Genomic DNA, 20,940 nt, shown 5'->3' on the forward strand with positions numbered 1-20,940 from the left:
CGGTGAGCGAACACGCAACTCGCATGAATTGCGACGGCAGCTGACGCATGGGGTGATAGTGAGTGACGCCGCGCGTGGCGGGCCGGGACCTGGTGGCTGAAGCCGTGCCGGTGCAGCATCTGAGCGATGGCCGACAGCGTCATGCTCTTGTGGAACCGACGTCCGATCAGCGTCTTGATCCGCGCCAGCGTCCAGGTGTGGTCCGGCCAGCCATGCGCTACCGGCCCCTTGGCCAGCTCCTGCTCGAGTACTTTCAACAGTGCCTCACTCAGCTTGGGCCTGGACGCTAGCCCTTCGATTCCAAGGCGTATGTTCTGCCGTGCTCCCATGCCTGGTGCCACCGCTGTACCGAACGCACGCTGACACGTAACTGCTTGGCGACCGCGGCAGTGTCGTGTCCCAGAGCGAATAACTCGGCCGCCTGCATCCGGATGTGCTCGCGAAACGCCCGTCGCTCCGCGGTCAGCCCGCCCCCTTGCGGATACCTCATGTAACCGACATACCGCGACAACCACCGCTCGTCAGCCACCACGACATCACGCCAACAAGGTCCTTACGTTGTTGGTGGGTTGGTTCCGGTCACTCGTAGGATCGGGAGGCCCGGGGGCGCCGGGTGTGGCTGTCAAAGTCATGCCGAACGTGTGGCTTCTACTGATTGGCCGCCCGGTGCCCCGCGACGACCCGGCCACTGATTGGGATGCGCGGCAAGATCGCTTGGTAAGGACACGCTGGCGAGGTCGTCTGCTGGGACTAGAACTGGAACGATCTCGGGGGTGAAGGTGCCCGAACTCTGGGCTGGCACAGACGCCGGCAAGGCCGCACACCACTGCACGGTGATCGACGCTGACGGCAAGCGCAGACTGTCGCGGCGGGTGGCAAACCATGAGACCGAACTGCTCAAGCTGATCGCCGATGTGCTGGAGCTGAGCGACAGCGAGCCGGTGACCTGGGCGATAGATCTCAACGCAGGCGGGGCCGCGCTGAGATCGCGCTGCTGACCGACAACGGCCAGCAGGTCCTCTACATCCCCGGCCGCACCGTTCATCACGCCTCGGGCTCCTACCGGGGCGACGGCAAGAGCGATGCCAAGGATGCCTTCATCATTGCTGATCAGGCCCGTATGCGCCGTGACCTGGAAGCGATGCACCGCAGCGACGACATCGCCGTTGACCTGGGCATCCTCACGTCCCGCCGCCTGGACCTGGCTGCGGACCGCACCAGAACGATCAACCGAATGCGGCCCAGCTGCTGGAGTACTTCCCCGCACTGGAAAGGGCCTTCGACTACACCGGCTCGCGACCTGGCTGAAAGAACCGCAAGGTCCGCAACTACAAGCAGGTGGCTGCCACAGCCGTTGAGGCCGCCGAAGCCCAGCACACCGCCGTCGCCGGCGAGAGGCTGGCCTCCGTCATGGTGGCCAAGCAGGCGAGGGAGGTGATGGCCCTCGATGAGGAGATCGCCGAGACCGATTCCCTGATCGAGGGCCGGTTTCATGACCACCCCGCGGCCGAGATCGTCCTGAGCATGCCCGGCCTCGGCCCCGTGCTGGGAGCGGAGTTCATCGCCCACACAGGTGGTGACATGAGCGTCTTCGGCAGCTGTGATCGCGTTGCCGGCGTCGCCGGCCTGGCCCACGTCCCCAAAGACTCCGGACGCGTCAGCGGCAACATGCGCCGCCCTCGACGCTACAGCCGCCGCCTCATGCGGGTCTTCTACATGTCGGCCATGGTCGCCGCCCGCTCCTGCCCCGTCTCCCAAGCCTTCTACGAACGCAAAAGAGCCGAGGGAAAGAGCCACAGACAGGCAATCATCGCGCTCGCGCCGAAGACTGCCGACCAGGACGTGTGCTGCCTAGCCATCGGCGAACCTGCGCGGTGCCTTGGCCAGCAAGGCACCGCCAGGGCACCGGATGCGCAGAGGGCGCACCGTCATTCGATGAGGGCTGCCTCGAAGGAACCGCCGAGGTATCGGTCCCGGCTGTCGCGCCGTTGCAGCTTGCCGGTCGTCGTGAGCGGCAGCGTCCCCGGCTTGAGGAGGACGACATCGTGTACCTGGATGCGGTGTCCGGCATGGACCGCGCGCCTGATCTCCTGCTTGATCTCCTGGGCGGTCACTTGATCACCGGTCTCGCCTTCGGCTGCCGTCGTCGTCTCGGCGAGCACGATGAGCCGTTCGTGTGCGCCGTCGTCGACCGACACCGCGCAAGTACCGAACTCGCGGACTGCCGGGTGGCTGGCCTCAACGGTGGCCTCGATGTCCTGCGGGTAGTGGTTGGCACCGGCGATGATGATGACATCCTTTGCCCGGCCGGTGATGAACAGCTCCCCGTTCTGCACAAATCCGAGGTCACCAGTACGGAGAAACCGCTCCCCCGGCTGATCGGGAATGAACCCCCTGAAGGTCTCGGCAGTCTCCTTGGGAGCGTTCAGATACTCCGTTGCGACGCTCGGGCCGGATACGAAGATCTCACCCACCTCGTCCTCCCCGCAGGGCTTGCCTGTCTCCGGGTCCACGGTTATAGCCGTGCTCAACGGATGGATCGGGCCGCAGCCGACCAACTCCCGGCTGTCCTGTGCCGACGCGGCTGGGCGCACCTTTCCGGCGGCGAGCGACTCGGGGTCCAGCCGCAGGACTTCCGGGGCCTGGCCGACCGGCACGGCCGTGACCATCACTGTCGCCTCGGCGAGGCCGTACGCGGGGGACAGCGCCTCGCGCCGGAAGCCGGCCTCCGCGAATGCCGCGCTGAAGCGGTCGAGCGTATCGGAGCGGACGGGCTCACCTCCGACCAGCGCCATCTCCCAGCGGCTGAGGTCGAGTTCCCGGCGCTGAGCGTCCGTCACCCGGCGGACGCACAGGTCGTAGGCGAAGTTCGGCGCGCAGCTGTCCGCGCGTCCGAGCCGGGAGATGGCCCGCAGCCACGTGAGCGGACGCTGCACGAAGGTCATCGTCGGCAGCAGGGTGGCATCCCGGCCGGAGAAGAGGGGGTCGAGGACATTGCAGATGAGGCCCATGTTGTGGTGCGGCGGCAGCCACGACACCGACGACGGTCGGGGCAGCCCGGCGTCGTCGGCAGACCGACGCGTATTGTCGTATATCAACGACAGATTGTTCAGCACGTTGCCGTGAGTGATCGCGACGCCTTTCGGCACACCGGTCGATCCCGAGGAGTACTGGAGATAGGCGACCATCTCAGCGGTGGCCACCGGTGGGGTCCACTCCCGGGCCAGGTCCAGGGGTACCTCGTCGGTCGCCACCCGGTTGAGTTGGGCGAGCCCGTCGGTGTCGGTGAGGACGTGCTCCGCGGCGGCAAGCATGGGACCGGTCGACAGGAACAGCGAGGGCTCGGAACTCGCGGCGATCGACTCCACCCGGGTCCATTTGGCATTGCTCCGCGTCCCGTCGAGCGGAGCCACCGGCACCGGGATCAGACCGGCATAGATGCAGCCCAGGAAGGCGACGTGGAAGTCCAGTCCCGGCGGGTAACTCAGCAGCGCGCGTGCGCGCGCGGCAGGAACCTGCTGTCGCAGCGTCACGGCGACCGCCCGCGCCCGGCGGTCGAGTTCGGCCAGGGTCAGTGATTCTGATTCCTCGACACCGTCGCCCAGGAACACAAAGTTCTTCCGGTCGGGCTCGGCTGCCGCACGAGTGCGGCACAGGTCGACCAGCGTCGGCAGTGCACCGTGCTCGCCGGCCACCGCCTCGGGCAGTCGGACACCGTGCTCGGGATTGGTTCGCATATGACCACTCCAAACGGAGGAAGAGGCAGAAGGCGGTGGACAGTTCGCGCGCCCCCTGCATGGAGCGAGGTTCAGACTGTTGCGAATGCCCGCGCCCGGTACCTGGACCGGCACTGTGCACGCTGCAACTTGCCGCTGGTGGTGAACGGCAGCGCACTGGCCTTGACCAGGAGGACGTCGTCGGCCCGGAGGCCGTGCCCGGCGAAGACGGCCTCCCGGACGGCTTCTTCGACCTCATCGGCCGTGTGGGTCGCGCGGGGACCTGGCGGAGTGTCCGGGACGGGGCCGGTCTTGACGCGGTACCGGCTGTTGATCTCAGCCAGGACGACGAGGCGTGTGCGTCCGCCGTCCTCGGCGGTGAAGGCGCAGCAGCACCCCTCCCGTATGGCGGGGTGGCTTGCTGCCGCGGTCGCCTCGATGTCGTACGGGTAGTGCTGCATGCCCTCCACGACGATGAGGTCGTCCACGCGGCAGGTGACGAAGAGCTGACCGCCGTCCAGGAAGCCCAGGCTGCCGGTGCGCAGGAACCGGCGGCCCTCGTGGCCGCGCACGGTGGCGTTGAACGTACGCGCTGTCTCCTTCGGGGCGTTCCAGTACGCGGCACCGATACTCGGTCCGGACGCCAGGATCTCCCCTGTCTCGTCCGGGGCGCACGGTTCGCCGGTGGCCGGATCCACCACCGCGATGGTCATGGACGGGTGCACCTGGCCCAGGCCGACCAGCCGGCGCACCTCGTCCTCGGGACCGGCTCGCTGCACCTTGCCTTTCGCCAGCGCCACCGCGTCGAACCGGCGGATCACCGGTTCGGGCTCCACCGGCCCGCCGCTGAGCATGACAGTGGACTCGGCGATGCCGTAACTCGGGAAGAACGCCTCGCGGCGGAAGCCGGCCGGGGCGAGCATGGCACTGAACTGGTCGATCATCTCTGCACGCACCGGCTCGTCGCCGACCACCGCGATCCGCCAGGCGCTGAGATCGAGGGAACGCACCTGCTCCTCGGAGACGCGCCGCAGGCACAACTCGTACCCGAAACCGGGTGCTGAACTGATGCCCGCCCCGCGTTCCGATATCGCGCGGAGCCAGTTGACCGGATGCTGGGTGAACGCCGAGGGCGGCATCATTACGGCGTCGTACCCGACGTAGATCGGCTGCAGGACCCCGGTGATCAGTCCCATGTCGTGGAACACGGGCAGCCAGGACACAACAGGCGGCAGCCGGTCGAAGTCGTCCGTGGCCCGGGTACCGTTGGCCAAGATCAACGAGAGGTTGTGCAGAACGTTGCCATGGGTGAGCTCCACACCCCGGGGCGGACCGGTCGTGCCGGAGGTGTACTGCAGGTACGCGATCGTGTCCGGGCCGATGCCGGGGGCATTCCAGCCATACGCGTCCGTCTCACTGATCTCGTCGGTCGCCACAGAGGTCGGCCGGCGTGGTGTGGAGATGTCCTTCAGCAACGCGTCGACACGGTTCAGCCTTGACCCGTTCGACAGCAGCACATCCGGTTGGCAGCTGTTGACGATTGCCCTGAAGCGCGCATACCGGTCGTCGACACCTACGCGCAGCACCGGAGGAGCCGGCACCGCGATCAGGCCGGCATACAGGCAGCCGAAGAAGGCGGACACGAAGTCCAGGCCGGGCGGGTAACTCAGCACGGCGCGGGCGCCCTGCGGGGCTTGCCTGCTCAGACGCGCCGCGATTGCCCTTGCCCGGGCGTCCAGTTGGGCGAGGGTGAGCGAGTCGGATTCTTCGACGCCGTTCTCCAGGAAGGCGAACATCCGTCGATCCGGCTCCCTGAACGCGCGACACCTGCAGAGCTCGACCAAGGTCGTCGGCTCCAGTCGGGATTCTGTGACGGCATCCTCTGACATCGTGGTCCTCCTGTTCGACTCGGCCATCGGCATTGCCCCTGCCATTTCCCCACTGACCCGCCGGGACTTGGTTACGTATCCAGCCATTGCTGTACGTGTGCGTCATGGTGGTTCCACTCGAAGAGATGCTAAGTCGGCAGAGAAATATCGGGTATCCGCCGCGGGATGGTGTCCATCCCCCTACCGGAGGCGAGCTTCGAGTAAGCCGGAAGACGGATGAAAGCCATCCTCCGGTCGCCGTCACGGTTCGGTCCGTCGACCGTTACGGAAAGCGCCTCGCACTGGCTACCGTCATGACGACGGCCAGTGGACGACGAATGGCCCGTATTCAAGGGAGAACTTTTCCCCAGAAGGCTTCAGAAAGGGAACCTTGATGTCCTACGACGCACCTGACGGCTACTTCTTGGGTTATCCGAAGCTCCCCGAACTCCCCAGCCGCCCGGACGGGAAGGTCCTGGGTACGGCCGACGTTGTGGTCACCGGTTTGGGAATGACCACGCCGCTGGGTGGCAACGTCCACTCCACCTGGGAGGCGCTGCTCGCCGGCGAATCCCCGATCACCGTGCTCGACGAATCGTGGGCTCGCGATCTGCCCGTACGGCTGGCAGGTCGGCTGAGTCAGGAACCGACCGAGGTACTGGACCGGGTCGAGGCCCGACGGATGGACCGTTGCCAGCAGATTGCGATGGTGTCTGCCCGGCAGGCATGGGCCGACGCCAGCGCGCCCGAGGTGGCGCCGGAGCGGCTGGCCGTGGTGATCGGCACCGGCCTCGGCGGCGGGACGACGCTGGTCGACCAGCACGACCTATCCTTGGCCAAGGGGCCGGGTCGCGTGTCGCCATTCGCGGTGACAATGCTGATGCCCAACGGTTCGGCCGCCGCCGTCAGTCTGGCTCTCGACGCCCGGGCCGGCGCCCACGCGCCGACCAGCGCCTGCGCCTCCGGAGCGGAGGCAATAGCCATGGGGCTCGCCATACTGCGTGCCGGACGGGCCGATGTCGTTGTCGCCGGCGGCACCGAGGCATGCATCGGCCGGCTGTCCATGGCGGCTTTCGCCCGCATGGGTGCCCTGTCCGGCCGTCATGAGGACCCTCAGAACGCATCGCGGCCGTTCGACAGTGCCCGTGACGGCTTCGTCATGTCCGAGGGTGGCGGCGCCGTCGTGCTGGAGCGGACCCAGTTCGCGAAAGCTCGTGGCGCGCGGATGTATGCCACGCTCGCCGGTACAGGGATGAGCTCCGACGCGCACACCATGACCTCTCCGTCAGCGGACGGTCAGATCAGTGCGATCCGCGAGGCCTTGCGCTCCGGCGGCCTCGGCCCACAGGACATCGTTCACGTCAACGCCCACGCTCCCGGTACGCCCGTCGGTGACCGTATCGAGGCGGCGGCATTGCTGGAATCGCTCGGTCCGCATGCTCTTGTGACGGCGACCAAGTCGATCACCGGCCATCTCATAGGCGGGGCCGGCGCGATCGAGGCCATCTTCACGGTCCTGAGCGTCTTCACCGACGTGATTCCCGCGACCAGGAACCTCGACGACAAGGATCCCGAGGTGAAGGTGGAAATCGTCACGGGAACCCAGCGGCGCATCAGGGTCACCGGGGCCATCTCGAACTCCTTCGGTTTCGGCGGTCACAACGTGGTCCTCGCGTTCACCAAGCCTGCCTGACCACGGGCTCGGGACGGGCCGGAGGACAGGGCGCCTGCTGCGGCCTGCATGGCCCGCGGTGGCTGGGGCGGGCGCACGAGACCGCTCCGCTGGGCCATCAGCGCCGCGTGCATCCGGTTCGGCAACTCGAGCTTGGCGAGGATGCGCGAGACATGGGACTTCACGGTGGCGAGCGTGACATGCAGCTCGTGGGCGATCTCCTGGTTCGACCTGCCCATGGCTATACCGCAGAGAACTTGGGTCTCGCGGCCGCTCAGGCTTGCCAGGGCGACCGCGTGAGACCGCTCATGTGGCGGCGGCAGGATCTCGAACCGATCGATCAGCCGTCGGGTCATCGTGGGGCACAGGAAGGCCGCGCCGTCAGCAACCGCACGGACGGCTGAGATCAGCTCGTCCTGGCTGGCACTCTTGAGCAGAAAACCACGTGCGCCCGCCTTCAGCGACCCGAGCAGATGGCTGTCAAGGGCGTTGCTGGTCAGGACAATTATCCCCGGCGCGACTCCGGGTACTGCCATCCCCAAAGGCTGGGCGAGTTTTCGGATGAATTCGCATTCGGAATCCACGAGGACGACCTGCGGTCGCCGCAGCTCGGCCATGCGTAATGCTTCCTCGCCGACCCTCGTATCGGCGACCACCGTGATATCCGGCGCCTCCCCGAGGGCCTGCCGGAATCCGCGGCGCACGAGATCCTCATTGTCGACCAGCATTACTTCCAACGTGCTGAAGTCGTCCATCATTCGCTCCGCCCGTGCGATTCGGAAGTGCCCCCGTTGCCTTCGGCAACCAGCAACCGGTACTGTGCGTCTGGCTGTGCTCGAGAATTTCTTCCGGTGCAGCGGTTGCGCACGTGATGGCCGTGGGGCGCGCCGAGCGCTACAGACAGCGGTGGCTGATAACGCGCACGACCCCTGGCCCGCACGCACATCCCGACTAGGCTGAATGGCAGCCTACGGCGGGATACGCCGCATCGATCCCTTCCGATGCTAAGGGGATTGGCAGTGCTGGTTCCAGGCAATGGCGGCCATGCTGTTGGCCGTTCCGGACACAGGCCGGCGGCCAACGAAGTCTCCACAGCTCCACGGCTGTTCAACCGAGGCATCGCAGGCGTGCGCGCGATGGTGGACGTGGGCGTCGAGCGCGGAGTGCCCGTACCGGCATGCCTCGACGGCAGTGGTGTGGACGAGAACGCTCTTGCCGACGATGCCGCACATGTCCGGGCCTGGCAGGAGCTCACTGTGGCGCAGAACCTGGTCCGCGCCACGGGCGACGCTCCCGGCCTGGGGCTCGAGGTCGGCAGCCGGATTCCGCTGCGTACGTACAGCGTGTTGGGCTTCGCACTGCTCGCCAGCCCGACGCTGCGCGAGGCCGCGGCTGTGGGACTGCGCTACCTGGAACTCACCTTCGCCATGGTCGGGATCCACCTTCAGGAGGACGGAAACGAGGTCCGTCTCGTCCTGGACGACGGGCTGGTGCCCCCACCCGTCCGGCACTTCTTCATCGAGCGGGAAATAGCCAATATCCGGGCCATCCTTGACACCATTGTGGGCCGGCCCTTCACCCCCCTCCGGCTGGATCTACGCTTCCCACGGCCTGAAAAGTCCGCACCGTACGAGGCATTTGACGACGTGCCCATCGCCTTCGGCGCGCCGCGCAACGCGATCGTCACCCTCGCGGCGGTACTGGAGCAGTCGCTGCCGCAGGCGGACCAGCACACCATGCAGGTGTGCGAACGCGAGTGCAGGCTCCTGCTGGCCCGGCGCACCGACGCCGGATTCGCAGCGCGGGTACGGGAACTGCTCATGCAGTGGCCGGACGGCATCCCCGACATGGGCGTTGCCGCAGCCGCGCTGCACGTCTCCACCCGCACTCTGCACCGGCGTCTGGCGGTGGAGGACACGTCCTACCGGCGTCTGGTCGACGCAGCGCGGCACGCCCGTGCTGTCGAGATGCTGTCCACCGTCGGACTCGGGGTCGACCAGATCGCCGTACGTCTCGGGTACGCCGACGCGGCGGCATTCATCCGCGCATTCCGCCGGTGGACCGGTGCGACCCCCGGTGCCTACCGAACGCAATCAGTACGCAACCTGTCGAGGGCCCACGAGTGAAGGCCAGCCTGCTCAGTGGGGCGGCGCGGTAATGCTGGCCGTGTACGCCGTGGTGATCGCCACCGCTGCGAGCCTCACTACACTGCGACGTGATGTCACCTAACGGTGGCGGGCAGTCGAGATCAAGAGGTCTGCCGCTGCCGACGGTGTTGATCAGTTCCTGGAGTGCTTCAGGCGGGGGCTTCGTCGACCATGCCCGCCAGTAGCGTTGCAGCGTGGCCCAGGGCGTCAGCCAGCCACGGAGCCCGCGGACGGCCCGCAGTGCTCGGGGCCAGCAGGCCGGTTGGGGCTGCTGGGATATCGGTTCTCCCCCTCTCTAACGGGTCTGACAGCGAGTCAGGACCCGGTAGCGGAGCGGCTTGAAGGGGGTGGGGGTGGGGCGAACCAGGTGTTCCAGCAGAAGCTGAAGGCGCAGTTTACGAGGGTCTGGTGGCTGAGGTGACCCCCGGAGTGTGGACACAGGGGTTCATGCTGCGAGTGTGAGTTTACGTTCTCTCTGATGCTGTTGTTCGAACTCGGCTGGTGAGAGGTAGTTCAGGGCACAGTGGCGCCTGCGGGCGCTGTAGTACGTCAGCCACTGGAAGATCTCCAGCCTTGCCTGACGCACCGTCGAGAACAGCCTTTCGTGCATCGTCTCTCTCTTCAGTCCCTGCCAGAAACTCTCTGCGAGGGCGTTGTCCCAGCTCAGCCAACCCGGCCCATGCTCCTGCGGATCCCGAAACCCTCGCAGACCTGCGCGAACGCGGCCGAGATGTACTGAGCGCCGCGGTCCGCGTGGAAAATCACCCCGTCCACGCCGCCGCCGCGGGTCGCCACGGCCATCTTCAGGGCGTGAATGACCAGGTCGGACCTCATGTGGGTGGTCATCGACCAGCCGAGCACCCGGCGCGAGCAGATGTCCAGGATGCAGGCCAGATACAGCCACGTCCCGCCGACCTGCACGTATGTGATGTCGCCGCACCACTTCTCGTCCAGCCGCCCGGCAAAGAACCTTCGGTTCACCAGATCCGGGGCCGGCGGCACGAGCCGTCGGGGACCGTGGTGCGCTTGCGGCGCCGCAGGTGACGGCCCTCGATCCCGTGCTTGCGCATCAGGCGCTCGACACGCTTGCGGTTGACGGTGTGTCCGAAGCCACGCAGCTCGGCATGGACACGACGGACCCTGCCGACTGGCCATGGGCGACCACTGTGCCCCTGTCCGTGGACATCAGTCTGCGCCCTTCTGAGTCCATGGCCCCGACCTGGCTGGCGACTCATCCAGTCGGCGAGCTAGGCCGCGTATCGAGTCGTGATCATCGGGTGGTCCTGGTGAGGTCTTTGATCCAGATCATCGAGGCGTGCAGGTGGAGACTGGCGAGGTAGCTGTCGGGAGTCTTGTCGTATCGGGTGTCTCACCGTCCCAGTTCCGGCCTCCTGGTACGTCACGCTCTGAGGCGGGTGAGGCACGTGGAGCCGACGTGAGCCGACCGGTGCACTGATGTCCGGGCGGGGACTCATGGGACATGGCCCGGCACCCGGCTCAGGTTCCGGGGAGGATACGGCGCGTTTCGTAGGCCCACATCGCGATCTCGACCCGGTTGCGGGCGCCGAGTTTGGCCATCAGGCTGGCCAGATGCGTCTTCACCGTGCTGAGGCTGATGTGCAGTGCATCGGCGATCTCGGTGTTGGTCAGCCCGCGAGCGACGGCGAGGAGCACCTGCTCCTCGCGGGCGGTGACGGGGGAGACCGGCTGGGCCACGGGCCGGCCGGCGGGCAGGTCCGCGAATGCCTGGAGCAGACGGACGGTGACGCTGGGCGCGATGAGCGCCTCACCGTCGGACGCCGACCGTACGGCCTGCGCCAGAAGGTCCGGTCCCGTGTCCTTGAGGAGGAATCCGCGGGCGCCGGCACGCAGTGAGCCGTAGACGTACTCGTCGAGGTCGAACGTGGTGATGACGACCACGGCCAGCGGGTCGGCGACGCCCGGGCCGGCGACCAGCCGGGTGGCCTCGAGCCCGTCGAGTACGGGCATGCGGATGTCGAACAGGCAGACGTCGGGGCGTAGTTCGCGGGCCAGACGTACCGCTTCCCGCCCGTCGGCGGCCTCGCCGACCACCTCGATGCCGGGCTGGGCGTTCAGCATGATCCGCAACCCGGTACGGATGATCGTCTGGTCGTCAGCGACGAGGACGCGAATGGACACCGCTCTCGCTCCTCGCTCTCGGCAGTTCGGCTTCGACATGCCAGCCCCGGTCGGTACCCGGGCCGGCTCGTAGTGTGCCGCCGAGCAGGGTCGCGCGCTCGCGCAGTCCGGTAAGTCCGTATCCGTCGCGACCCCGGCCGGTGCGCCGGCCGTTGTCGCGCACGCTCACCCGTACCGTGTGCCGTTCCGCGGCGACCCGAACGACGAGCTCGGTCGCGTCGACCGCATGGCGCAGCGCGTTGGTCACCGACTCCTGCACGATCCGGTAGACGGCCGCGTCCACGGCCGGCGGCAGCGCGTCCAGTTCGCCGTCGAGCCCCAGGTCGACCCTGAGGCGACCACCCGGGGTGCGCACCAGGCGCTCCAGATCCGCGACTCCGGCAGGGGGCGCCAGCTCGGCGCCGACCCCGCGGTCGCGCAGCGCGGCGACCATGGCGCGCATTTCCTCCAGCGTGCGCGCCCCTTCCTCCTCGACCCCCTCCAGCGCCTCGACGGCGGCGGACGGGTCGGTGCCCGCGAGCACCCGGCCCGCCTGGGCGATGATCACCATGGCCGACACGTGGTGGGCCACCGTGTCGTGCAGTTCCCGGGCGAGCTGCTCGCGCTCGCGGGAGCGCACCTGCTCCAACTGCCGCTCGCGAGCGGTCACCCGGAACCGCACGGCAGCCCCGACCACGCCGGGCAGCAGCAGGAAGACGAAGCCCACGACGTTCTCGACGACCGGGGTCTCGTCCGTGACTGAACACAGCGCGCCGGCCGCGAGGATCACCGCGCCGCCCAGCACGATCTCGCGTCCCGATCCCCACCGGGGCAGCGCGTACACCAGCACGAGCACGACCGCGCCGGTGTACAGGCCGACGGGCTCGCGCGGAGCGGCGACGAGCGAGGCCACCTGAAGCAGGATCACCGAGCCGAACGCCAGCGTCACCATCGCCAGTGGGCGGGTCCGGCGCCACAGGTGCAGCAGGCACAGCCATACGGCGAACACCACCGCCACCGGCCGCCACACGACGTTCTCGCGCAGGGTGGCCTCCAGCACCACACCGGCAAGGCCCGCGGCGAGCAGCGCCCAGTCCCGCCACACCCGGGCGGGCGCGTCGGGCGGCCGGGGTTCGGTCCACAGGGTTCGCAGGTCGTCTCGCAGCACGGTTCTCAGCCTAGGGACCGCGCCGTGCCGCGCATCGGCCGAAAGGACGGGTCGTCACTCCGCCCCGGGGCCGACGGATCCGCGGCCCGCGAGCCGATGCCGCAGAGCGCCGTGGCGACGAACCTCGGCATCGGCGGCCGTACAAGGACGGCCGACGAGGTGGTTGGAGGACCCGATGCTCTCGAAAGCCCTGTTGCGCCTGGGCGCAAGCGCCGCCCGCCATCCCTGGCGGGTGATCGCGGCATGGCTGATCGCCGCCACGCTCGCCGTCCTCGCCGCGATCGCCATCGGCGGGCGGACCGCGGACTCGATGACCGCTCCGGGACTGGACTCCCAACGGGCCGCGGAACTGATCGAGCGGGCAGGCACCGGCCAGGAGGGGATGACCGCCCAAGTGGTCGTCACCCCCCTCGACGACGGTGCGACGTTCTTCGACCACGGCAGCGCGCGCACCGCTCTCACGCGGCTGCAGACCGAGGTGAAGCGGCTGCCGCACGTGCTCGGCACGAGCGACCCGGCGGGGGCACTCGACGCAGGCGGGGGAAAGGCCGTGCGCGGCGGCCTCGTCTCGGCCGACGGGCGGATCGCGGTCGTCCGGGTGCAGTACCCCGACCAGAGCCGGCTGTCGACCGAAGACCTCGACGCCCTCGTAGATCTCGGCGACCGGCTGCGCGCCGAACTGCCCCTGCGCATCGAGATGGGCGGGAACCTCTTCTACGCCTTCTCCGACCCCGACGGCGGCGCGAGCGAGCTGATCGGCCTCCTCGCCGCGGCCGCGATCCTGTTCCTGGCGTTCGGTTCGCTCGTCGCCGCCGCGCTGCCGATCGGCATGGCGGTCTTCGGACTGACCGTCGGGGTCGCCACGATGACGGTACTGGCGGGGGTCACGGACGTCCCCACCTTCGCACCGGTCCTGGGCAGCATGGTCGGGCTCGGAGTGGGCATCGACTACGCGCTGTTCGTGCTCGCCAGGCACCGGGAGTACCTCGCGCGCGGGCTCGATCCGCACGAGGCGGCCGGACGAGCGGTGGCTACGGCGGGGAGGCCCGTGGTCTTCGCCGGCGGCACCGTCGTCGTATCGATCCTCGGCCTGGCGGTCGCGAACGTACCGTTCATGACGGTGGGCGGGCTCGCCGTCTCGATCGTCGTTCTGACCATGGTGGTCGCGTCGGTGACGCTGCTGCCGGCCTTCCTCGGCGCGGCGGGCCCGCGCTTGGCCCGGGCCGGCCGGATCGGCCGGGCTCTGCAGACCAGGAAGCTGGGCCGACTCGCACGGCGGCGGGACCCGGCGGCAGGCGCCGCCCACGCCGCCGGGTGGCGTCGCTGGATCGGGCACGTCGGCCGGCACCCGGTGCCGTACGCGGTCGGCGCGGCGGGGCTGCTGCTGACGGCGACGCTGCCCGTGCTCGGCCTGCGCGTCGGCCTGCCCGACGACGGCTCACTGCCCCACAGCCGTACCGAGCGCCGGGCCTACGACCTCGTCGCCGAGGGGTTCGGGCCGGGCACCAACGGTCCCCTCGTCATCGCCGCGGACCCCGCCGGTGATCCGGGAGTGCTGGACCGACTCGTCGCAACGGTCGCGGCGGATCCGGGCATAGCATCCGTCGCGCCGACGCACATCGATCGGGCCACCGGCATCGCGACCCTCGTGGTGTTCCCGACCACCAGCCCTCAGGACAAGGCCACGGCCGACACCATCGCCCGGCTGCGCACCGACGTGCTGCCCACGGCGATCGGCCACGGCCCGGCCAGGGCCCACGTCGGCGGCGCCGCCGCGAGCCTGTCCGATGTGGGCCAACGCACCAGCCAACGCCTGCCGGTGTTCGTCGCCGCCGTGCTGGCGATGTCGTTCCTGCTGCTGATGCTGGTCTTCCGCTCGATACTCGTACCGCTCAAGGCGGTACTGCTGAATCTGCTGAGCATAGGCGCGGCCTACGGCATCATGGTCGCGGTCTTCCAGTGGGGCTGGGGAGGCGCACTCATCGGGCTGGAAGCGACGGTTCCGATCGTGTCGTTCATCCCGATGTTCCTCTTCGCCATCCTGTTCGGCCTGTCGATGGACTACGAGGTGTTCCTCCTCTCCCGCGTACGCGAGGAGTACCTGCGCACCGGCGACAACGGCACGGCGATCGTTGAGGGCGTCTCGGGCACCGCCCGGATCATCACCTCGGCCGCCCTCATCATGGTGGCGGTCTTCCTGTCCTTCGCCGTCGCCGAGGACCCCTCCACCAAAATGTTCGGGCTCGGCCTGGCCACCGCGATCTTCATCGACGCCACGGTCGTACGCATGGTGTTGGTACCGGCGACCATGACACTCCTCGGCCGGACCAACTGGTGGCTGCCGAAGTGGCTAGACTGGATGCTTCCCCGCGGCCCGGTCGGCACCGACGACACCGACGCGGAATCCACGGGTGAGGCCCCTCGTCCAGGGCTGGTTGACCGTTGACTCAACTCCTGCCCGCCCTTGGCGTCCGGCACCTCAGCGCGTCACCTAGGGGGCATATCGAGTCGTGATCATCGGGTGGTCCTGGTGAGGTCTTTGATCCAGATCATCGAGGCGCGCAGGTGGAGACCGGCGAGGTAGCTGTCGGGAGTCTTGTCGTATCGGGTGGCGATGCCTCGCCATGCTTTGAGCTTGTTGATCAGGCGTTCGACGGTGTTCCGCTCCTTGTAGAGATCGGCGTCGTGGCTGACGGGTCGGCCACCTCTGGAGCCCTTCTCCTTCCGGTTGGCGGCCTGGTCCTTCTTCTCCGGGATGACCGCCTTGATACGGCGTTTGCGCAGGTGGGCGCGGTTTCCGCGGGACGAGTACGCCTTGTCCCCGGCGACCGCGTCCGGCCGGATGCGGGGTCGGCCGACGGGCCCGCGTACCCGTACCCGGAAGGGACGAGCGGCTGTTCGTGCCTCGCGTGGAGACAGCCTTCGAGGTCCACGCACCCAGCACCACGGCTCTGGCCCGCGGCTCCTTCGACGTGCTGTTGACCTCGGTGCCGCGGCCCGGCAGCAGCATGGCCGGCCGGTTCGCCCATGTCCTGCCGCTAGAGCAACAGGACGCGCTCGCCGCCACCTACCACGGCACCCCCGACGCTGCCCCCACACAGCTCGTATTTCCTCCGCGCCGCCGCCGCAACGAGAACGTCACCCGCACACTCCAGCTACTGCCGAACGTCATCGAACTGTCCGGCCACCGAGTCGCGGACGCAACGACGATCCAGCTCGCCGACCTTGCCGTCACCGCGGACTCGCGCACATTCCACCTCGTACAGCTCTCCACCCGCCGCCGTATCGACATGCGGGTCCTGCATGCCCTGGACAAGCCGTTCGATTTCGGCGCCGGCGCCCGGCTCCCATTCCTGCCGCGAGTGCGCTACCGCCGCACGATCCTCACCCAGGCCCGATGGCTGCTGGAAGCCGACGGCCTGCCCAGCAGGAAGGCCCCGGTGGAGCAGTGGGACGACGTCTTCGACGCCTGGCGTGACCGCCTGCATGTTCCGAAGCAGGTCGCCATGATCGAGTACGACCAGCGCCTTCCCCTGGACCTGGCCCACCCGGTCCATCGCCGTATCGTGCGCGCGCACCTCGACAGCGCCCGGCGCCTGGAGCTACGCGAAGTCCCCGGCGACGACGCCCTCGGCTGGATCGGGCGTGCGCACGAGATATGGCTTTCCCTCGCATGCCCCCAGCCCGAGGCCGCGGACCTTCCCCAGCCACGTCCCGCCGCCCCGTCCGCCGCCCGGCCGCTCCTGCCCGGCGGCGGCGACGTCCTCCACGCGCAGTTGCACGCCCACCCGGGCCGCTACGACGAAATCCTGATCCGGCACCTGCCCCGCCTTCTCGCCGCGTTCGGTGGCACCCCGCCGACCTGGTGGTTCACCCGGCACCGGGAGATGGCCCGTCCGGACGCCGACCAGCACCTCGATCTCACGCTTCCATTGCCGCCGGGCGCGTACGGCCCGGCAGCCGAACACGCCCGCACCTGGGCGGACACGCTGGCCTAGCCTCCGGGCTCGTCCTGGCCGCCTACCAACCCCAGACCGGACGCTTTGGCCACAAGGCGGCCATGGACGCCGCGCACCAGGTGTTCGCGGCGGACTCTGCCGCCGCACTCGCGCAGATCGAACTCACCGAACGCACCGACGCCTTCGCCCCGCAGGCCCTCGCCGCGGCCAGCGCCCTGAACCTCGTCACCCACCTCGCACCGAGCACTACCGAGGCCGAGGAGTGGCTGGTACGCAACGTTCCCCAGGGCAAGGGCAGGCTGGACCGAGCCCTGCGAAGGCAAGTGCTCGAACTCGCCGCGACCGAAGGGGTATCCACTCTTGCGGCCCTTCCCGGCGGTCCTCAGGTCGCCGATGCGTGGCGGGCCCGCGCCGTCGCCCTGCACACCTACCGGAGCACCCTGACCGGAGAGCGTGCTCCGCTCATTGTCGCCCGGTCTTTGCTGCACCTGCACCACGTCCGGAGCCTGGGCGTCAGCCCGAGCTCCGAGGAGACCACGCTGCGGCTCGTGCGCACCGCGGCCCTTCAGCATCGGATGGCGAGCCGATGACCGTGCCGGCCTCCACCGCTGCAGCGATCCTGGAGCAGTACACCGCCCATCTGGCAGAACCCGCTCCCCCACCCCCGGACGAACCCTGGACGGCACAGTCCCTCGCCGACGGCGCCGCCGGGATCAGTCTGCTGCACATCGAGATCGCCAGCCGGTACGGCGGCTCCTGGCGCTGCGCCCACCGGTGGATCACTGCCGCAGCCGCCGGGCACATCAGCGCGGCCGACACCACCGGCTTGTACCTTGGCGCCCCGGCCGTCGGCTTCCTCCTCACCACCCTCCCGCCGCCCCTCCAGCACCTGTACGACCCGGCGCGCAAGACCCTCCACCGGCACATCACCGCCCTCGCCCACCGCCGCACCGAAACCGCGCTCGCCCGCATCCGCAGCCGCGAACTATCTACCTTCGCGGAGTACGACCTCTTCTACGGACTCACCGGCATCGGGGCCTACCTCCTGCGCACCGAACCCGACGGCCCTGCCTTGGAACGCGTCCTGCGCTACCTCGTCGCTCTCACCCGCCCACTCGCCCCCGAAGACCGCGCCCTGCCCGGCTGGTGGGTCCGCCACGACCCGGCCCGCGGCGAATCCCCCCACTTCCCCGGCGGCCACGGCAACTTCGGCGCCGCGCACGGCATCACCGGCCCGCTCCTCCTCCTGGCCCAGAGCCTGCGCCGCGGCATCACCGTCAGCGGCCACCGAGAAGCTATCTGGACCATCTGTGAACACCTCAACACATGGCGCCAGCAAGGACCCGCAGGCCCCTGGTGGCCGGAACACCTCTCACGGCACGACCTCGACCGCGGACGCCCCCACCACCACGCACCCGCCCGGCCCAGCTGGTGCTACGGCACGGTCGGCATCGCACGTGCCGGCCAACTCGCCGGAATCGCCCTGCAGGACACCTCCCTGCAGCAGACGTACGAGGACGCCCTCCACCGGTGCCTCACCGACCCCGTCCAGCTCGGCGCGCTCACCGACACCACGCTCTGCCACGGCTGGGCCGGGGTCTACCAAACCGCATGGCGGGCCGCCCGCGACTCCCCCACCTCCTCCTTGACCACGCTGCTGGAGCCACTCGGCAAGGCCTTGATCACTCACGCCCAACCCGGAGCACCCGGCGTCCCTGGCCTCATCACAGGCCAGGCCGGATACGCCCTGGCCCTGACCACCCTCGCCACCGACCAGGCACCAAGAACAGGATGGGATGCATGTCTGCTGATCGACTGAGCTGCGGTGTACCGGCCGGTGAGACCGTTCTGCAGGTTCTGGCCGGGGAACCCATAGACGATGTCGCTCGTCGAGCAGGGATGGACGCCACCGTCCTTGGCAACGCCGTTGAGCTCTTCACGCAAGCAGGTCACGCCGCGCTCGCCGATCAGGCCGAGCGCTCCACCTGGTGGCAGTTCTACCTCGAGTTCCCAAACTGGGGCCAAGCCGAAGCCACAGCGGCCGCCGTTCTGCGACCAATCCTGTTCAACGCCGAGGCCAAGGGGAGCATCACGGCCTGGTGGTACACCCGCAAACACCCTTGCTGGAGGCTGCGCCTCGGCATCCACCCCGACCCGGGCGCCAAGGCCGGCATCGGTGCGGCACTCGACAACCTGGTGAGTGCCGGCCACTTGCAACGGTGGTGGCCGGGCACCTACGAGCCGGAGATCACAGCGTTCGACGGATCAGCCGGCATGGAAGCCGCCCACTACCTCTTCTCGGCCGACAGCCGGGAAATCCTGGCCCTCGCTGACCGCCCGGACATGCCCATCGGCCGCCGAGAGCTGTCCGTACTCCTCTGCTCGATCATGATGCGCGCCGCCGGGCTCGAGTGGTACGAACAGGGCGACGTATGGCACCGCGTTATCGGCGAGGAACACCGGTCCGCGCTCGGCAGCGTTCCGGGAGAACGACTGATGGAGATGACCACGGAGCTGAGGAAGTTGCTGCTCTCTCACATGGATCCCGACGATCCGCTCTTTGTGCCGGGCGGCCCATTGGCACCGGTGCAGGCGTGGGCGGCCGCCTTCCGCGATGTCGGTGTAGCACTCGCCGAAGCCGTGAAATCCGCGTCCATGGACCGCGGGCTGCGTCGCGTGCTGGCCTACCACGTCATCTTCCACTGGAACCGACTCGGACTATCCATCGGCACACAGAGCGCCCTCGCGCACGCCGCACGCACGGCAATCTTCGACCCGCCCGGATAAAGTTGACCTGCACAAGACGGGCGATTCCTCCTGCCCGCCGGACCACTGGCTCTTCTCCTGGTCGACGTCCTGTGACCGGTGCAACGTCCTGCTCGAACACCGGTGAGGCACTGTGACCCGCCGCTGAAAGCTGCCCCACCCCTCCCGTCCCCCCGTACAGGAGGATGGGGCTTCCTCGTGCCCGTCAGGGTGTCCGTGCAGGCGCCTACGCTCGAATTCGGCCCCGACAGCCTCGGCCGCACCTTCGCCCAGCCGCCCTTCCCGCACCTGGCCCGCCGTGCACATGGTTGGACCTGTGATCACCCACTCCTTCGATGTGCTGTCCGCGCGGGCGGGGCTGCCCGAGGTCTTCGTCCGCCGGTACGACCAGAAGATTCCGCCCGTGCCTCTGCTCGACGAGGCCCGATCGCTTCTGGTGATCGGCCTCCACGCCGACTCGCGCGCGGTGCAGGCGAGAGCCCGCGCAAAGGGATGCGGATCGTCTACGTGGACCCGGAAGGGATGATGGAGAACGGCGTCTTCCAGGAGTACCCGATCGAGGGGGCCGTGAAGGGGACACGGTGGTACGGGCGGCCGCGACCCCGACCCTCGACCGCCTATGCGAACTCCTTGGGGTGACCGCGTGACAGACCCTTCGCAGGGTTCAACTCGCCCTGTTCCAGACGGGAGTCTCAGCCGGCTCCTTCCAGTCCGAACCGCACGGTGCCCGACAAGGAGGCCAGACCGCAGTAGACGATGCTGCCGTCCTCGTAGGGGATCTCCAGAGCCTCGAAGCCGCCGATCCGCACGCGGATGCACTGCCAGAGGCCGTCGTGGAACCGCGCTTCGGCCGCTTCCCGGGGGGCGGTCTGGACCGCGTGCAGGGCGCGGACGGTCAGGTCGTGCCTCCCATCGGGGTCCAGATCGCCTGGGGCCCGGTCGCCCGAGTGCCACTCGTGCTGGGCGATGAAGTTGTGCAGTCCGGTGACAAGAAGCCAGGTGTCGCGTTCGTCGCCCGGCAGGGGGCGGTGGGTCCCGATGAAGGCATCAGGCAGGCCTGGCCGGTCGCCGTAGCCCAGCCAGAGGTGGCTCAGGCGTTCGCCGTATCCCTCGGTGCCCATGAAGTACGGGCCCGAAAGTGACGGCTCGGTGATGACCCCGACCCGTCGGCCGAAGTTTACGTATGCCTGCTTGAGCTTCTCCTGGGCCCATCCGGCCGGGGGCGAGCCGCCGCTGACTATCCTGAGGGCCGCGGTGTAAGCGATGCCCCGGCGTCGGGCCAGTTCGCGGGCACGGCGTTTGCGGGCAGCGTTCTCGGGCACGGTGAGTGCCTGTCCTTCCTCGGATCCCACGCCTCCGGTCAGACAGAACACCGGGACGCGGCCCCGAGGACCTTGACCGATCGTGCCGTCGCGGCGTGGGCGCTCACCGGCTCGGTACAGGCATGCGTGTCTGCCCGCCGGAACTCTAGCAGCCCGCCATGCCGGCGACTGACTTGACGAGAA

Annotated in this window: 14 protein-coding genes and 4 pseudogenes; 8 read left to right on the forward strand and 10 right to left on the reverse strand. The window is 68.6% G+C overall.

The window, feature by feature from the left end; all coding sequences use genetic code 11:
* Positions 1-71 precede the first annotated feature (71 nt).
* A pseudogene (locus tag ACZ4EG_RS41445) lies at positions 72-490 on the reverse strand (winged helix-turn-helix domain-containing protein); the annotation flags it as partial.
* Positions 491-779: 289 nt separating this feature from the next.
* On the opposite strand from ACZ4EG_RS41445, the pseudogene ACZ4EG_RS41450 reads away from it, so the two are divergent.
* Positions 780-1,821 (forward strand): annotated as a pseudogene (locus ACZ4EG_RS41450) (IS110 family RNA-guided transposase); the annotation flags it as partial.
* A gap of 107 nt (positions 1,822-1,928) precedes the next feature.
* Here the strand turns inward: ACZ4EG_RS41450 and ACZ4EG_RS41455 are convergent.
* A complete protein-coding gene (locus ACZ4EG_RS41455; RefSeq protein ID WP_467794298.1) occupies positions 1,929-3,737 on the reverse strand; it encodes a fatty acyl-AMP ligase in 1,809 nt (602 codons plus the stop codon).
* A gap of 71 nt (positions 3,738-3,808) precedes the next feature.
* A complete protein-coding gene (locus ACZ4EG_RS41460) occupies positions 3,809-5,692 on the reverse strand; it encodes a fatty acyl-AMP ligase (RefSeq protein WP_467794299.1) in 1,884 nt (627 codons plus the stop codon).
* Positions 5,693-5,978: 286 nt separating this feature from the next.
* Between ACZ4EG_RS41460 and ACZ4EG_RS41465 the strand changes: the two genes are divergently transcribed.
* Entirely contained in the window at positions 5,979-7,277 is a 1,299-nt protein-coding gene (locus ACZ4EG_RS41465; protein WP_467794300.1) for a beta-ketoacyl-[acyl-carrier-protein] synthase family protein, read from the forward strand.
* Here the strand turns inward: ACZ4EG_RS41465 and ACZ4EG_RS41470 are convergent.
* Complete coding sequence (locus ACZ4EG_RS41470) at positions 7,241-8,014, reverse strand: LuxR C-terminal-related transcriptional regulator (protein WP_467794301.1); 774 nt, start codon at positions 8,012-8,014, stop codon at positions 7,241-7,243. The two genes, ACZ4EG_RS41465 and ACZ4EG_RS41470, sit on opposite strands and share 37 nt — an antisense overlap.
* Before the next feature lie 378 nt (positions 8,015-8,392).
* Between ACZ4EG_RS41470 and ACZ4EG_RS41475 the strand changes: the two genes are divergently transcribed.
* Positions 8,393-9,382 carry an AraC family transcriptional regulator gene (locus ACZ4EG_RS41475; protein ID WP_467794330.1) on the forward strand — a complete coding sequence of 330 codons (990 nt, stop codon included), beginning with the start codon at positions 8,393-8,395 and terminating at the stop codon, positions 9,380-9,382.
* Positions 9,383-9,552: 170 nt separating this feature from the next.
* Here ACZ4EG_RS41475 and ACZ4EG_RS41480 read toward each other — a convergent pair.
* The 4 genes and pseudogenes from ACZ4EG_RS41480 to ACZ4EG_RS41495 form a co-directional block, all read right to left on the reverse strand.
* Positions 9,553-9,814, reverse strand: a pseudogene (locus ACZ4EG_RS41480) (IS701 family transposase); the annotation flags it as partial.
* A 34-nt stretch (positions 9,815-9,848) separates the two neighbouring features.
* Positions 9,849-10,536: pseudogene (locus ACZ4EG_RS41485) on the reverse strand (IS3 family transposase); the annotation flags it as partial.
* Positions 10,537-10,900: 364 nt separating this feature from the next.
* On the reverse strand, positions 10,901-11,563 hold the full coding sequence (locus ACZ4EG_RS41490; RefSeq protein WP_150497990.1) for a response regulator: 663 nt from the start codon (positions 11,561-11,563) through the stop codon (positions 10,901-10,903).
* Positions 11,538-12,710 carry a sensor histidine kinase gene (locus tag ACZ4EG_RS41495; protein ID WP_467794302.1) on the reverse strand — a complete coding sequence of 391 codons (1,173 nt, stop codon included), beginning with the start codon at positions 12,708-12,710 and terminating at the stop codon, positions 11,538-11,540. Before ACZ4EG_RS41495 ends, ACZ4EG_RS41490 begins: the two co-directional genes overlap by 26 nt.
* A 175-nt stretch (positions 12,711-12,885) precedes the next feature.
* Here ACZ4EG_RS41495 and ACZ4EG_RS41500 point away from each other — a divergent pair, with 175 nt between their 5' ends.
* Positions 12,886-15,156 (forward strand): MMPL family transporter, encoded by a 2,271-nt coding sequence (locus tag ACZ4EG_RS41500; RefSeq protein WP_467794303.1) that lies wholly within the window; start codon positions 12,886-12,888, stop codon positions 15,154-15,156.
* A gap of 68 nt (positions 15,157-15,224) precedes the next feature.
* Here the strand turns inward: ACZ4EG_RS41500 and ACZ4EG_RS41505 are convergent, their stop codons facing one another.
* Positions 15,225-15,647, reverse strand: coding sequence for a transposase (locus tag ACZ4EG_RS41505; protein WP_467794304.1), 423 nt, complete (start codon positions 15,645-15,647; stop codon positions 15,225-15,227).
* On the opposite strand from ACZ4EG_RS41505, the gene ACZ4EG_RS41510 reads away from it, so the two are divergent.
* The 4 genes from ACZ4EG_RS41510 to ACZ4EG_RS41525 all read left to right on the forward strand — a co-directional run bounded on the left by ACZ4EG_RS41510 (position 15,620) and on the right by ACZ4EG_RS41525 (position 19,456).
* A complete protein-coding gene (locus ACZ4EG_RS41510) occupies positions 15,620-16,708 on the forward strand; it encodes a lantibiotic dehydratase (protein WP_467794305.1) in 1,089 nt (362 codons plus the stop codon). The two genes, ACZ4EG_RS41505 and ACZ4EG_RS41510, sit on opposite strands and share 28 nt — an antisense overlap.
* A gap of 14 nt (positions 16,709-16,722) precedes the next feature.
* On the forward strand, positions 16,723-17,259 hold the full coding sequence (locus ACZ4EG_RS41515) for a thiopeptide-type bacteriocin biosynthesis protein (protein ID WP_467794331.1): 537 nt from the start codon (positions 16,723-16,725) through the stop codon (positions 17,257-17,259).
* A complete protein-coding gene (locus ACZ4EG_RS41520) occupies positions 17,256-18,488 on the forward strand; it encodes a lanthionine synthetase C family protein (protein ID WP_467794306.1) in 1,233 nt (410 codons plus the stop codon). The genes ACZ4EG_RS41515 and ACZ4EG_RS41520 overlap by 4 nt, the downstream gene beginning before the upstream one ends.
* An 80-nt stretch (positions 18,489-18,568) precedes the next feature.
* Positions 18,569-19,456, forward strand: a complete 888-nt coding sequence (locus ACZ4EG_RS41525; RefSeq protein ID WP_467794307.1) for a thiopeptide-type bacteriocin biosynthesis protein — start codon at positions 18,569-18,571, stop codon at positions 19,454-19,456.
* Positions 19,457-20,127: 671 nt separating this feature from the next.
* Here the strand turns inward: ACZ4EG_RS41525 and ACZ4EG_RS41530 are convergent.
* Entirely contained in the window at positions 20,128-20,757 is a 630-nt protein-coding gene (locus ACZ4EG_RS41530) for a hypothetical protein (protein WP_467794308.1), read from the reverse strand.
* Between the last annotated feature and the right edge of the window lie 183 nt (positions 20,758-20,940).

This window comes from Streptomyces sp. NPDC025638 (assembly GCF_055558775.1).